Here is a 14459-nt window from a genome sequence, read left to right on the forward strand (position 1 = left end):
GTCTCGCGATGGCATTCGCTGGATTCCATCGCTGGCAAGCCAGCTCCCACAGGCGTCTGCAAGCGACGCCCCGCACTCTGCAGGAGCGAGCTTGCCTCGCGATGGCATTCGCTGAATTCCATCGCTGGCAAGCCAGCTCCCACAGGGTCTGCAAGCGACACCCCGCACTCTGCAGGAGCGAGCTTGCCTTGCGATGGCAACCGCTGAATCCCATCGCTGGCAAGCCAGCTCCCACAGGATCTGCAAGCGACGCCCCGTACTTTGTAGGAGCGAGCTTGCCTCGCGATGGCATTCGCTGGATTCCATCGCTGGCAAGCCAGCTCCCACAGGATCTGCATGCGACGCCCCGCACTCTGCAGGAGCGAGCTTGTCTCGCGATGGCATTCGCTGGATTCCATCGCTGGCAAGCCAGCTCCCACAGGATCTGCAAGCGACGCCCCGCACTCTGCAGGAGCGAGCTTGCCTCGCGATGGCAACCGCTGAATTCCATCGCTGGCAAGCCAGCTCCCACAGGAGCTACAAGCGACACCCCGCACTCTGCAGGAGCGAGCTTGCCTCGCGATGGCATTCGCAGGACTCCATCGCTGGCAAGCCAGCTCCCACAGGATCTGCAAGCGCCGCCCCGTACTCTGCAGGAGCGAGCTTGCCTCGCGATGGCATTCGCTGGATTCCATCGCTGGCAAGCCAGCTCCCTCAGCGTCTACAAGCGAGCGTCGACAGGTTACCGGGTTGGTGTATGGATCAATCCTTCTGCAATATGCCGCTGCCGGCCGTCACCACCTGTACGCTAAGGCGCGGTGTGGCCAGGTCCAGTCCGGCTTCGTCCAGATGGCGTTTGAGTGACAGGTTGAACGCCCGCGACACTTCCCATTGCTTGATCGGCGCAGTCTTGAAGCGGGCGCGCAAAATCGCGCTGCCCGATTCAAAACTTTCAACCCCCTGGATCTCAAGCGGCGACCAGATGTTGCGGCGCTGCAGCGGATCGGTGCGCATCTTTTGACCGACCTCGCGCATCAGCTTGATCGCATCGTCGATTTCCATGTTGTAGGGGATCGCCACACGGAAGATCGCGTAGCCGAATTCACGGGAGTAGTTCTTGATGCTTTTGATTTCGCTGAACGGAATGGTGTGCACGATGCCGTCGATGTCCCGCAGGCGCACGGTACGGATCGTCAGGCCTTCAACCGTACCCAGATGCCCGCCGACATCCACGTAATCGTCGATGGCCAGCGAGTCCTCGATGATGATGAACAGACCGGTAATCAGGTCGGCTACCAGTGACTGTGCACCGAAACCAATGGCCAGACCGATCACACCCGCACCAGCCAGCAGGGGGGTGACGTTCATGCCCATGTTGGCCAGGGCGACGATCAGGGCAATGATGGCAATTGTCGCAAACAGAACGTTGCGGATCAGCGGCATCATGGTTTGCGCACGCGCATTGGCCAGGCCTTTGCGTGAGCGGGTCAGGGCATGGTGGATCGCGGTGTCGGAGAGAATCCAGATCAGCCAGGCAAACAGTAACGTGCCGGCAAGGCCGAACAGTTTGACGCTGATCTCATGTCCTTCACCTTCGGTAAAGCTGATCAGTGACAAACCCCACACCCGCAGTCCCAGCTCGATGAAGACCAGCCACACCACCAGATGTGCCAGGGTGTAGATGAAGCTTTTCAGGCGCTCGGAATACAGTGCGTGGCGTTTGTGCCCGCGCTGGGGCCTTTGCGAATGCCGTCGTACCAGCCCGTTGATGACCATGCACAACACCACCAGCACCGTGCAGATCAGTGACTGGCGCAGTGCGGTACTGGTATCGCCTGCTGACAGAAAGGTCGCGAACAGAGAAATGCCCACCAGGATCAGCGCCGCGATATACCAGTAAGTACCGAGTATCTCGATGCTGTCGCTCAAGGCGCGCCGGGTCAGGCGCCGGGACAATGGCTGGTTGCGGATCAAGTGGGCAATGGGCCGGCGGAAACGGATGATGAACAAACCGGTGGACAGTGCCGCCATCACATTGGCAAAGGTGGCGGCCGTGTGGGCCAGGTGCACGCCGAGGGTGGCCACCAGTCGCGGGTCGCTCAGGGCTTCGCCAAAGGCCGCGAAGCTGCCGATCCACCACAACGGGCGAAAGGCCTGATGCCGCAGAATATGCAAGGCGCGATGGCGGTGCGGTCCGTCCAGCAGCGAGAAGGCGATGACGCAAATGGCCGAGAAGCAGGTGCCGATCACCAGTGCGTAGGCCAGCACCATGGCCAGGTCTTTACCCAGCGAAGACGGCAGGGCGTAACTGCCGTAAACCGTGATCACCAGCGCCACCAGCCACGGCCCCAGTTTGCGCAAGGCAAAGCGCAGCATGTCCACAGCCTTGGGATGTTGCGGCAGTTCTTCGCTCAGGCCAAAACGCAGGCGTACGCGGTGGCTGACCCAGATCAGCAGGGCTGCCAGCAGGCTCCAGACCATGATGATCAAGGCGAAGGCAAAAATGATCGGCAGCCACTGACTTGCCGGCAGCATCAAGGCCACCAGTTCGTCCTTGGCCAGGCCAATTTCCCTGGACCAGCGAGAGGTGGGGCTGTCTGCGCCCGAGAACTGTTTTTCAAGGTCGGAAAGGGTGCTGCCGATCAGGCCCAGAACGCCGATTTCAGCTTCGGGCTGGGCTTTTTTTGTGGCGTCGCGCAGTTTTTTCAGGTCAGTCAGCAACTTGCTGCGCTGCTGGTCGTTTTCGAGATTTTTGATCACCTCGTCCAGCGACTGGCCCAGCGGCTCGGTCGGTTGCGCCTGGGTTTTATCTGAACTGCCGAGCAGGCTGGTGATGCCGGCGGCCTGGGCCGAAGACATGGGCAGCAGGGTCAGCAAGCAGACAAGCAGGCAATAGGGCAGGGCTAAAAGACGAAGAAACACTGGGCGATCAACCTCGAGGGGTGCGGATTTGCCGAGTGTACGCTAGGGCCCGCAATCATTCATTTGTATAAATCAGTGATCGCGGATCCAGGGTGAAAGTCAGAGCGAGGATTCGTTGAGCTTGGCCACAATCTTGAAGATGATAGTGCCGAAAATCAGCAGCATGCCGCACCAGATCATCAATACGCCGACGCCGCTGGGCCGGTCACGGAGGGTGAAGCCAATGGTCAGCAACAGCATGCCGCAGACAATTGGAATCATCATGGAGTGAAACGCGGACAGCTCAATCATGGGTAATGACCTGAAGGAATTAATGCCCATGAGTCTAGGTCGCTTTCCCGGAAAGTGCGGTGACATATATCAAAAATGAATCAACTGCCCCAGGGTGCATGATGCTCACATCAGTAAACCCTGCCTTTGTAGGCGCGAGCTTGTCTGGCGATGATGGTTTACGAGAATACGTGCTTACAGGTTAAAAACGTCGCTCTCGAGATCATCGCCAGACAAGCCCGCTCCTGCGGGGCAGTTCTTATGGCAGTTGGTTGCTGGCGTAAAACGCGCTCAACACTTTGACCAGGTGTGCCAGGTCATGGCTGCCCGCCAGTTCGCGAATGGAGTGCATGGCGAATGTCGGCAGGCCGATGTCCACGGTGCGAACACCCAAATGGCTGGCGGTAATCGGGCCAATGGTCGAGCCGCAGCCCATGTCGCTGCGCACTACGAAACTTTGTACCGGCACTTCTTCGGCCATGCACAGATGACGGAAGAACCCGGCTGTCTCGCTGTTGGTGGCGTAGCGCTGGTTGCTGTTGACTTTGATCACCGGTCCGGCATTCAGTTTCGGGCCGTGGTTGGCGTCGTGTTTGTCGGCGTAGTTCGGGTGCACGCCGTGGGCGTTGTCAGCCGAAACCAGCAGCGATTTCTGAATGGTGCGTACGTACTCGTCACCTTCAGGCAGCAGGCGCTGGAGGATTTGTTCCAGCATCGGACCGTCGGCACCGCAGGCCGAGCACGAGCCGACTTCTTCGTGGTCGTTGGCCACAAACAGGCAGCTTTCTTCGGTTTCGGTGTTGAGCAGGGCTTGCAGGCCTGCGTAGCACGACAGCAGGTTGTCCAGGCGTGCACCGGCAATGAAATCGCCGTTGAGGCCGATGACCGCAGCACTTTGGGTGTCGTAGAAACTCAGCTCGTAATCCAGCACCACGTCAGCGTTCAGGCCGTGCTCGCGGGCCAGTTGATCAGTGAGCAGGGCGCGGAAGTCTGCGCGCTCATCCCCTGCAACCTGGGCCAGAATCGGCGGCAGTTCGGTCTGCGGGTTGATCGCCCAGCCTTCGTTGGCGGTGCGATTAAGATGGATGGCCAGGTTGGGGATGGTGGCGATAGGCGCGCGGAAGTCGATCAGCTGGCTTTCGACCTTGCCATCGCGGCGGAAGGTGACGCGCCCGGCCAACGACAGGTCGCGGTCGAACCAGGGGGCCAGCAAGGCACCGCCGTAGACTTCGACGCCCAGTTGCCAGAAGCCCTGGCGCTGTAATTCCGGTTGTGGCTTGACCCGCAGGCACGGGCTGTCTGTGTGTGCACCCACCATGCGGATGCCACCTTGCAGGGGCGAGTGGCGACCCAGCTTGAAAGCAACAATGGAAGAGTCATTGCGGGTGACGTAATAGCGACCGTTGGCTTCGGTGAACCAGGTTTCGCGTTCGTCGAGGCGCTGATAACCGGCGGCCTCCAGACGCTGAACAAGACTGGCAGTGGCATGGAACGGGGTAGGGGAGGCCTTCAGAAAGTCGATCAGGCCTTGGTTCAACTCTTCGCGCATAAGTTACTCCAGACAGCAAGGCCGCGAGTTTAGCGCATTGATCAGAAGATTTGTTGCTGTGTAAAAACCTGCGCGGGGCTCTTTGGGCGCAGGCCTGGGTGTGATGGCTTTACCTTGTTTTCAGGCAGGACGCGCCGCCTGAATCGCTGGCAAGCCAGCTCCCGCAATGAGGTGCTTTTGGTAGGCCGACACCACCTGTGGGAGCCGGCTTGCCAGCGATTGCATCATCGGTCAGAAAGGTGCCGGGCACTCAAAGCGCAGGCGCTCGCCCGTTTGCGGGTGGGTGAAGCTGAGCATGCTGGCGTGCAGACACAGGCGCGGCCAGGCTGCCAGTGCCTGGGGGTGGGCGTACAGGCCGTCGCCCAACAACGGGTGGCCGATAGACAGCATATGCACGCGCAACTGGTGCGAGCGACCGGTGATCGGCGTCAGTTCAACCCGGCAGTAGTCGCCGCATCGCTCCAGCACTTTCCAGAAGGTCAGGGCGTTTTTGCCGAACTCGTGGTCGACCACATGCCGGGGTTTGGTCGGCGGATCGTAACGCAATGGCAAGTCAATGCTGCCGCTGTCCAGTTCGGGCTGACCCCAGGCCAGCGCGGTGTAGGCTTTTTCGGTTTCGCGGTCGTGAAACTGTCGCGACAACTCGCGATGGGTATCGGCATCACGGGCCAGCAAAATGATCCCCGAGGTTTCCCAGTCCAGGCGATGGACGATGCGCGCCTCGGGATAGCCGTTCTCTTGCAGGCGGGTGATCAGACAGTCTTTGTTGTCTTCAGCCCGGCCTGGCACGGAAAGCAGCAGGGTCGGCTTGTTGACGACCAGAACGCCAGCGTCCTGATGGATAATGTGGATGTTCGACAACGGCATTAAAACAGCCTCTTAACAAACGCCAACGGCGACCTGGATGTTTCCCTTTGCAGAGAAACTTCCAGGTCGCCGTGGTTTCAGCCGGATTGATTAACGATCTGGCAGCGTGATGTTGAGTTCCAGAATCGAGCAGCTGCCCTGGTTTTCCAGCGCAACCTGTACTTGATCAGACTCGATATTGACGTACTTGCGGATTACTTCCACCAGCTCTTTTTGCAGAGCCGGCAAGTAGTCCGGGGTGCTGCGTTGGCCGCGTTCGTGCGCCACGATGATCTGTAGACGCTCTTTCGCGACCGACGCGGTACTTACCTTTTTGTTGGCACGAAAGAAGTCAAAAATATTCATTGCTTAGTTGCCTCCAAACAGGCGCTCGAAGAATCCCTTCTTCTGTGCATCGAGGAACCGATGCTCCACGGTTTTGCCCAGCAAGCGATCAACTGCGTCGCCGTAGGCCTGTCCGGCGTCACTCTGATCATCGAGGATCACGGGCACGCCCTGGTTGGATGCCTTGAGTACTGCCTGGGATTCGGGAATGACACCGAGCAGGGTCACGGCCAGAATTTCTTTGACGTCTTCAACGCCGAGCATTTCGCCTTTGCTTACACGCTCAGGGTTGTAGCGGGTCAGCAGCAGGTGTTCCTTGATCGGCTCTTCGCCCAGTTCGGCGCGGCGCGACTTGCTCGCCAGAAGGCCCAGCATGCGGTCGGAGTCACGCACCGAGGATACTTCCGGGTTAGTCACGACAATCGCTTCATCGGCGAAGTACATGGCCAGGTGAGCACCGGTTTCGATACCTGCAGGTGAGTCGCAGACCACGTACTCGAAGGTCTCTTTAAGTTCCATAAGAACTTTTTCGACGCCTTCCTTGGTCAGGGCATCCTTGTCGCGTGTCTGGCTGGCAGCCAGCACGTACAGGTTTTCCAGACGCTTGTCTTTGATCAGGGCCTGTTGCAGGTTGGCTTCGCCGTTGACTACGTTAACGAAGTCATACACCACGCGGCGCTCACAACCCATGATCAGGTCGAGGTTACGCAGGCCGACGTCGAAGTCGACGATCACTGTTTTGTGGCCGCGCAGAGCGAGGCCGGTACCGATAGCGGCGCTGGTGGTGGTCTTACCCACACCACCCTTGCCGGATGTAACCACTAGAATCTTGGCCAAGGTGTTTCACCCCTAAGGAAAAAGGACTTTTTAGCCCCTGAATAACATCTCTGTACACGACGGCAGGTGAGCAGCCCTGGTGGGTCATCTTTGCGGGTCAGGCTTACACAGCATAAGCACTGCCTGAGTATTGATTTCCTACAAGGTTGAGTCTGAGTTCCTACGCTTTGGAGATGCTTGGAAAATGGCGAGAGTATCCGTTAAAGACGGGTGATGTTCAACATGTCACTTGACAGACTGATTTGCACCCCTGAACCCCACAAGGGGTCGCGACGCAAATCTTCCGAAACCTTGTACTTGCCGGCAATGGACACCAGCTCGGCGCTCAGCTGCTGGCAAAAAATCCGTGCCTTGGTGTTGCCTTTATGTCCAGCCAGCGCACGACCGCGCATTGGCCCGTAAACATGGATGTTGCCATCGGCCATAAGTTCCGCACCGGGGCTGACTGAAGCGATGACTACCAGGTCACAGCCTTCTGCATAAACGGTCTGGCCGCCGCGTACCGGGCTGGTGATGATCTTGGTCGGCTTGATCACGGGTTCAGGCGGTTTTTCGGGTTTCTTCGGCTCTACGACTTCGACCGGGTCGATCGGTCGCTCACGGGCGCCTGAAGGCGGCAAGACCGGCAGGTCGATGGCGATGGCTGCGGCAATGTCTTCGATGCGGCTGGCCCGAATGGCCAGGGTGCGCAGGCCATGCTGGCGACACACGCGCATCAGCCCGGGCAAATCGATCGCGCCTTCACCGGCTGGCAGTTTGTCCAGGGCCAGCACCAGTGGGGTGTTGCTGAAAAAATTCGGCGCTTGAGCCACTTTGGCTGCCAGTTGGCGATCAAGGGTTTCAAGGTTGTTTTTGGCCAGTTCCAGCACCGTAATGGCGAGCATACTGCCCTTTAGCTGGAACACAGGGGCTTGGTCTAGCGATTCGGTTGGGCTCATGGTCTGTTTAACGCGGCTTGTAACTTAAAGTGCTGAGACTTATAACGAGATCGCCCGCGGGCCGCAAGCGGGGTCGAACGATGTAGAATGGTCGGCCATGTGTCTGTCCGGAATCATTAATGGATCGCCCGCAATTTCGTGCTGCTTTTTTTCATCCGCGTTTCTGGCTGCTGTGGCTGGGTTTAGGCGTGCTGTGGCTGGTGGTGCAACTGCCCTATAAAGCGCAGTTGTGCATCGGCCGGGTGCTGGGTGCCCTGATGTATCGGGTAGCCGGTGAGCGTCGGCGCATTGCCGCGCGTAACCTTGAGCTGTGTTTCCCTGAGAAATCTGCCGCCGAGCGCGAGCAGTTGCTCAAAGACAATTTTGCCTCGACCGGTATCGCTTTCTTTGAAATGGCCATGAGCTGGTGGTGGTCCAGGCCGCGCCTGGCCAGGCTGGCCCATATTGAAGGCCTGGAGCACCTCAAGCAGGCGCAACGGGATGGCAAGGGCGTTATTTTAATGGCGTTCCACTTCACCACACTGGAAATCGGTGCCGCCTTGCTCGGCCAGCAACACACCATTGATGGCATGTACCGCGAACACAAAAACCCGCTCTTCGATTTTATCCAGCGCCGCGGGCGTGAGCGACATAACCTCGACTCGCTGGCAGTGGAGCGCGACGATGTGCGCGGCATGCTCAAGCTGCTGCGCTCAGGAAGGGCTATCTGGTACGCACCTGACCAGGACTATGGCGCCAAGCAAAGTATCTTTGTGCCGCTGTTCGGGATTCAGGCCGCAACTGTGACCGCTACCAGCAAGTTCGCCAAACTGGGCAAAGCGCAGGTTGTGCCCTTTACTCAGCAGAGACTGGCGGATGGCAGTGGTTATAAATTGGTGATTCATCCGCCCCTGAGCAATTTCCCCGGAGAAAGCGATGAGGCTGATTGCCTGCGAATCAATCAATGGGTCGAGCGCGCGATACGCGAATGTCCGGAACAATACCTGTGGGCCCATAGACGCTTCAAAACCCGTCCGCCGGGCGAGCCCAAGCTCTACGACAAGCGCCGTTGAGCCTGTCTGCTGCAAGGGCGAGCTGCCTTGAGGCCGCTGGCTCCGGTTACGGGCCTGATCCTGTCCGGAGGTGGTGCGCGGGCGGCTTATCAGGTTGGCGTACTGGCAGCGATTGCCGAGTTGCTGCCTGCCGGTTGCGCTAATCCGTTCCCGGTCATTGTCGGCACTTCGGCCGGGGCAATAAATGCGGTCAGTCTGGCGAGCGGGGCGCTGGACTTTGCCAGGGCGGTCGAGCACTTGACTGAGTTCTGGCAGGGCTTCGAGAGCCATCTGGTGTTGCGCAGCGACTGGCCGGGGGTGATCCACCAGGCTGCCCGCTTTCTGAGTCACAGCCTGCTCGGGCTGGGCTCCCATGTTCCCGTGGCCTTGCTCAACAGTTCACCCTTGCGCAGTTTGCTTGCCGATAAAATCAATTTCGCCGGGATTGATCAGGCAATTGCCGAGCAGCAGTTGCGGGCTGTGGCGGTGACGGCGTTTGGTTATACCTCGGGCCAGGCGGTGACCTTCTATCAAGGGCAGGTGGCAATCGATGGCTGGTTGCGCCACCGGCGTATTGGTTTGCCTACGGCATTGACGGTGGATCATCTGCTGGCCAGCTCCGCCATCCCGCTATTGTTTGCCCCGGTCAAGGTCGGGCAGGAGTACTTCGGTGACGGCGCGGTGCGTCAATCTGCGCCCATCAGTCCCGCCCTGCACCTGGGGGCCAGTCGTGTACTGGTGGTGGGGGTGAGCGGCAATCCGCGCGGGCCTGACCCGCAAGTCGACCAGCAACTCTACTCCAACGCTCAGCAACCCACGCTGGCGCAGATTGGCGGGCACATGCTCAACAGTACCTTCATTGACAGCCTCGAGAGTGATATTGAACTGCTCGAGCGCATGAACCACTTCGCCCGCCTGTTGCCGCATCAGTCAGACAATCTGGGGCTGGCGCCGGTAGAGGTGCTGATCATCGCCCCGAGTCAGCCGATCGACGAAATAGCGGCCCGCCACCGGCATGAACTGCCGTCGGCGTTGCGCATGTTTTTGCGCGGTCCGGGCGCCACCCAAACCAGCGGCGCAGGGGTGCTGAGCTACTTGCTGTTTGAGTCAGGCTATTGTCGGGAATTGATTGAGCTTGGGCGGCGTGATGCGATGGCCAAGCGCGAAGCGCTATGCCGATTTTTGCGGGTTTAACCTCAGGGCAGGGCTGCACTGGCATGCAGCCCTGTGAACCTGATTATTCAGCGATCTGCAGTTTGCGGGCTTCGGTATAGATGTAGCGCAACTTGTCGTACTCAAACGGCGAGTCGAACTGCCCATAGCGGAAGCTGGTGTTGTAGCGCTTGTCGACAGCGCCCAGTACCCAGATTTCCGGATGCCGGGTGCTTTCGTGAGGCACGTTGAGGAAGTTGATTTCCTGATTCACGCCGTAGTCAACCACCAGGCCCGTGGTGTCACGCAGGTTTGAAGGGCCGAGGATTGGCAGCATCAAGTAAGCACCACCGGGTACACCATAAAAGCCCAGGGTTTGCCCGAAGTCTTCGCTTTGGCGTGGCAGGCCCATGGCAGTTGCCGGGTCCCACAAGCCGCCCACGCCCAGCGTGGTGTTCAGCAGCAAGCGTCCTGTGGTCTCCAGGGAGCGATGTCCCTTGAGTTGCAGCAGGCTGTTGAACAGGTTGGGTACATCACCCAGGTTGTTGAAAAAGTTGCTCACCCCGGTACGCAGGAAACTCGGGGTGACATAGCGGTAACCATCAACCACTGGCAGGAAGACCCATTGGTCGAAGCGGTAGTTGAAGTGGTAAATCCGGCGGTTGATGGACTCCAGCGGGTCATACACGCTCAGGGCGTTCATGGTCGCGCGTTCAAATTCACGCTGATCAAGACCGGGATTGAACTGCAGCATCTTCAACGGCTGGGTAAAGCCGTCGATGTCCTGAGTGCGTTCGGTCTGGGTCTTGCCGTTGTCTGCCTGGGCATAGCCGGCGCTGAGCAGGGCGGCGAGAAGCAAAATATGTTTAGCCACGGAAGAACTCCAGCATAGCGTCAGCGTTGACACGGTAGTTGAGGTTGCCGCAATGGCCACCATACGGGTAGACCGTCAGGCGATTGCCGAAGGTTTTACGCAAAAATCCAAGATCGCCAGGCCCGAGGATGATGTCGTCAGCGTTATGCATGACGGAGATCTTCGGGCTGTTTTGCAGATAATCCTTGAGCGCGTACAGACTGACCTGATCGATCAGTTGCAACAGGCTGCCGCCATCAGTCCTGGCGCGCCACATCGGGATCACCTGCTCTGTGAGATAGCAGTCGAAGTCGCATTGCAGCGAGCGCTTGAGGAACGGTGTGAGGCTGGTGCCTTCGGTGATCGGATAGTTCGGCGGGGTAATCAGTCCGCGGCGGTTGATCAGGTCCGAGGTGAACACGATGTCGGCCGATGCGAAGCGGAACATAGTGCCGATCAGCATTGCCATCTGTTCGTTGGTCAGGCGTTCCTTGGAGTTCTGCAGGTCGTAGACCAGGGCGGCATTTATATCGACATAGCCTTTTTGCTGGAAGTAGCGGGTCAGTTTGTTCAGCAGCAATTCATAGAAAGTGGTGCTGTTGTTGATGCCTTTAACCTCGGTCTGCACCAGCTTGTCGAGGTTGCTGATGGAGGTGTAGAGATTGACCGGCGGGTTAAGCAGCAACACTTTTTTGAAGTTGAAGGTTTTTCGGGTCTCATCCAGATGGCTGACGAACGCTGCATCCAGCGCTCCCAGGCTGTAGCCGGCCAGGTAGTAGTCGGTGACCGGGACGTTAGCCTGCTGCGCACGCACGGCCTGCATTACCCGGTACAAATCTTCGGCATCGTACTGGCTGATGCCCGGCGTGGCGTAGCGTGAAGCGGCGCTCATAAAGTCATAGCTGGTCGGCGATGACAGTTGCACCACATGGTAGCCGGCCTTGTAGAAGAGCTTTTTCAGGAACTCGTTGAGGCTGCTGTCATAGGGCGCGCCGGTGCCTGCAATCAGAAACATCAGCGGGGCCGGATGATCCTGTTTGGCCATGCGGTAGGAGAGCTTTTTTACTGCCCAGAAGTTGGCGGGCAAGGTGAACTCGCGTTCAGGGCGCAGCTTGAGGCTGTAATCCGACTGGTCGATATCGTCATCGTCCGGAAGCAGCGGACGCATTTCCGGAGGTGTAGTCGCAATTGTGGCTTCGAATGGGTTGGTCAGGGGGTAGCCATAGGTGGCGGGGTCAACATCGACCGCCTGTGCGGACGCACTCAATAAAAGGCCGCAGAGCAAGGCGGCGAAAGGCAGAGAACGAAGCATGGAGACTATCCCTAAGAAGGTGCGCAGAAGATTCGCAGGCTATGACCACAGGGCTACCGTCAAAGTGCCATTGAGCAGCACGATTAAATCCCCGATTCCGTTTAGAGCAGGCAAAAAGCTAGCAGACGATACACGTTGAATGACTTTAGTGAACAGATATCTGATTGCAAGGCTTGCATACAGAAGAGGGGAGATTAAGCTGGGCGCCGTTTTGCCTCTTGGAGTTTTTTATGCGTGCTCGTATGCCGTTGATCTTGCTGCTTCCCGTCCTGGCTCTTTGGCTGGCTGCCAGTTATGGCCTGCGCTATGGCTTTATGGAAGACTCGCAATGGGTCGGGACCTGTGTTGCAGAGGCGGCGCGCTGGGAGTGCCAGTTGCGGGCGAATATGGGTTGGCTGATTCATTTCCGGGTGCTGGGCTGGGTAGCTGTGGCCACCTCGGTGATCGCATTTTTTGTTCGCGGGCGGGTTGGCAGTGCGCTGGCAGTTTTGGCCTTGCTGTTCGGGTTTCCTGCGCTGGCGCTGTATAACGCCAGTCTGGCGGTGTTCGCCGTGGTGATCGCGGGGTTGCGCCTGGTCAGGGCGCGCTAGGCGCCTGAACTGTCGCGGGCAAGCACACTTTGTAGAAGCTTGCCTGCCCGCGATCCGTTGCAGATTTTCAGCGAATCCTGAGACTGCGCCACAGCGCCGCTACCATCAATACGCAGACCAGTGCCCAGACCCAGGCCTGTTGATTATCAAGCCCTTCGCGATATAGCTGCATCGGTATCCCGGCGCCAATGATAAATGCCAGCAGGCCCAGCTCCCGGCGCGGGCCCCGTACCGGACGCAACAGATAAACCAGTGCAGGCAGCAGCAGTGCAGCACTCGGGAAGCTGCGATAGCGCGGTTCGAAAACCAGCCCCAGCATCATCACGGCTCCGGCGAAGCCCGCGGCGGCAAGCCACCATCCGGCCCGGCGTTCCAGCACATTGAACAGGCGCTCGCGCCAGCCATCCTTTTGACCCAGGGCCAAAGCGCCATGGGTCAATACGATGAGATTCAAGCCGAGCAGAATGCCTGCCCATAGCCATTCTCCGGCGTAACGGCTGGTGACCGAAGCCAGTTCGGCCCATGCCACGACGCTGCAACCCGCAATAGCGCCCAGGGCCGGCAGCAGCAGGGCAGAGCGAGTGCTGCGAGCCCGCCCGCCAACCACCAGGGTGCTTAAGAACAGTGCCACACCAAGTCCCAGCCAGACGGGCCAGTGCGGAAGGTTGGACACAGGTCCGGCCAGAATGCCCTTGTCCTGGCGATCGGCATCAAACAAGCCCCAGTAGCCGCCGACAGCGCCTTCGCTGCCGCGCTTCCAGGGCTGGTCGAAGGCTTCGATCAGGTTGTACTTCCAGCCATTCTGTTCCGCTTGATTGACGAAGCCACGGATGAACTTGGCCTCGTTGACCCGGCTCGGCAGGGCGGTCTCACGCTGGCGTCCTTCGCTTGGCCAGCCGGTTTCGCCAATCAGGATATCTTTGGGCGCGAACTTGTTGCCGAACACCTGGCGAATCTGCGCCACATGCTTCACTGCCTGGTCGATGCCCGCAGGGTCATCTTCCCAATAAGGCAGTAGATGGATAGTCAGGAAGTCCACGGCCGGGGCAATTTCCGGATGTTGCAGCCAGAACTCCCAGACATCGGCGTAGGTAACGGGTTGCTTGATCTGGCTTTTGACCTGATTGATCAGCTTGACCAGTTGTGGCGCGGTGACTTCTTTGCGCAGCAAGGCTTCGTTGCCGACGATCACAGACGTGACCACGTCCGGGTTGGCATTGGCCGAGGCAATCAGTGCCTTCACTTCTTCGGCGGTCGCTTGCGCATTGCTGCTCACCCACGCCCCCATCATCAGCTTCAAGCCGTGCTTGCGTGCCAGTTCGGGCAGTTGTTCAAGGCCTGTCTGGGAGTAGGTGCGAAGGCATTCGAAGCGGGTGGCCAGCAATGCCAGATCCGCGTCCATCCGCTCAACCCGTGGCACGAAGGGCTGGTCGAACGGCGACTGATCCTTGTCAAACGGGGTGTAAGACGCACATTGCAGTTTGTGGGTCGGGGTGGCGGCATCGGGCAAGATCACCGGTTGGCCAAGGCCGTACCAGAAACCGGCAATGGCAAACACGCCCAGTACACAGGCGAACAGATAGGGCAGGACGGGGGAGCGGGCAGTCGCGGACATGGTCAGGCCGTATGGGAGCAAAGCCGCGCATCTTACCTGCAATTGGAGGGCGTAGCGCGCCCGGTAAAGTTTGGACATGTAACCCTTGATGGCATCCCGCTATTCAATGGGGGTTCCTGTTGCCGCAGTGCGGTCGATGTCGCTAGCGGGTGCCTGGGGGTCGTCGTCAGAGCAGGCCGGCGAACGGGCGGGGTTGATTATCGAGGGGCATATTGGGTCG

At 59.0% G+C, this 14459-nt stretch carries 13 protein-coding genes; 3 read left to right on the forward strand and 10 right to left on the reverse strand.

Going from position 1 to position 14459, the window contains the following annotated elements; genetic code table 11:
* Window positions 1–741: 741 nt before the first annotated feature.
* The 7 genes from WG29040_RS06620 to minC form a co-directional block, all read right to left on the reverse strand.
* Window positions 742–2901: a mechanosensitive ion channel family protein gene (locus WG29040_RS06620; protein WP_003446876.1), complete on the reverse strand. Its 2160-nt coding sequence runs from the start codon at window positions 2899–2901 to the stop codon at window positions 742–744.
* 99 nt (window positions 2902–3000) lie between these two features.
* Window positions 3001–3192 carry a hypothetical protein gene (locus WG29040_RS06625; RefSeq protein WP_003446877.1) on the reverse strand — a complete coding sequence of 64 codons (192 nt, stop codon included), beginning with the start codon at window positions 3190–3192 and terminating at the stop codon, window positions 3001–3003.
* Window positions 3193–3430: 238 nt separating this feature from the next.
* Complete coding sequence (locus WG29040_RS06630) at window positions 3431–4720, reverse strand: M18 family aminopeptidase (RefSeq protein WP_003446878.1); 1290 nt, start codon at window positions 4718–4720, stop codon at window positions 3431–3433.
* Between the two features lie 231 nt (window positions 4721–4951).
* Entirely contained in the window at window positions 4952–5587 is a 636-nt protein-coding gene (locus tag WG29040_RS06635) for an RluA family pseudouridine synthase (protein ID WP_003446879.1), read from the reverse strand.
* Between the two features lie 90 nt (window positions 5588–5677).
* Window positions 5678–5932, reverse strand: a complete 255-nt coding sequence (gene minE / locus WG29040_RS06640) for a cell division topological specificity factor MinE (protein ID WP_003446880.1) — start codon at window positions 5930–5932, stop codon at window positions 5678–5680.
* 3 nt (window positions 5933–5935) lie between these two features.
* Complete coding sequence (gene minD, locus WG29040_RS06645; RefSeq protein WP_003446882.1) at window positions 5936–6748, reverse strand: septum site-determining protein MinD; 813 nt, start codon at window positions 6746–6748, stop codon at window positions 5936–5938.
* A 200-nt stretch (window positions 6749–6948) separates the two neighbouring features.
* Window positions 6949–7686: a septum site-determining protein MinC gene (gene minC, locus WG29040_RS06650; protein WP_127195890.1), complete on the reverse strand. Its 738-nt coding sequence runs from the start codon at window positions 7684–7686 to the stop codon at window positions 6949–6951.
* A gap of 119 nt (window positions 7687–7805) precedes the next feature.
* Here minC and WG29040_RS06655 point away from each other — a divergent pair, with 119 nt between their 5' ends.
* Window positions 7806–8738 carry a lipid A biosynthesis lauroyl acyltransferase gene (locus tag WG29040_RS06655; protein ID WP_003446885.1) on the forward strand — a complete coding sequence of 311 codons (933 nt, stop codon included), beginning with the start codon at window positions 7806–7808 and terminating at the stop codon, window positions 8736–8738.
* Between the two features lie 27 nt (window positions 8739–8765).
* The gene (locus WG29040_RS06660; RefSeq protein WP_003446887.1) at window positions 8766–9911 is read left to right on the forward strand and encodes a patatin-like phospholipase family protein; all 1146 of its coding nucleotides are present in this window, start codon (window positions 8766–8768) and stop codon (window positions 9909–9911) included.
* A 43-nt stretch (window positions 9912–9954) separates the two neighbouring features.
* On the opposite strand, the gene WG29040_RS06665 is transcribed toward WG29040_RS06660, so the two are convergent.
* Both WG29040_RS06665 and WG29040_RS06670 read right to left on the reverse strand, forming a co-directional pair.
* Window positions 9955–10743, reverse strand: a complete 789-nt coding sequence (locus tag WG29040_RS06665; protein WP_003446888.1) for a VacJ family lipoprotein — start codon at window positions 10741–10743, stop codon at window positions 9955–9957.
* Window positions 10736–12034 (reverse strand): serine/threonine protein kinase, encoded by a 1299-nt coding sequence (locus tag WG29040_RS06670; RefSeq protein ID WP_127195891.1) that lies wholly within the window; start codon window positions 12032–12034, stop codon window positions 10736–10738. The genes WG29040_RS06665 and WG29040_RS06670 overlap by 8 nt, the downstream gene beginning before the upstream one ends.
* A 230-nt stretch (window positions 12035–12264) precedes the next feature.
* Here WG29040_RS06670 and WG29040_RS06675 point away from each other — a divergent pair, with 230 nt between their 5' ends.
* A complete protein-coding gene (locus tag WG29040_RS06675; RefSeq protein ID WP_003446892.1) occupies window positions 12265–12624 on the forward strand; it encodes a hypothetical protein in 360 nt (119 codons plus the stop codon).
* 67 nt (window positions 12625–12691) lie between these two features.
* Here WG29040_RS06675 and WG29040_RS06680 read toward each other — a convergent pair whose 3' ends face one another.
* The gene (locus WG29040_RS06680; RefSeq protein ID WP_127195892.1) at window positions 12692–14239 is read right to left on the reverse strand and encodes a beta (1-6) glucans synthase; all 1548 of its coding nucleotides are present in this window, start codon (window positions 14237–14239) and stop codon (window positions 12692–12694) included.
* Between the last annotated feature and the right edge of the window lie 220 nt (window positions 14240–14459).

Origin of the sequence: Pseudomonas sp. PAMC 29040, from assembly GCF_003994535.1 — a bacterium.
Lineage (GTDB): Bacteria > Pseudomonadota > Gammaproteobacteria > Pseudomonadales > Pseudomonadaceae > Aquipseudomonas > Aquipseudomonas paraversuta.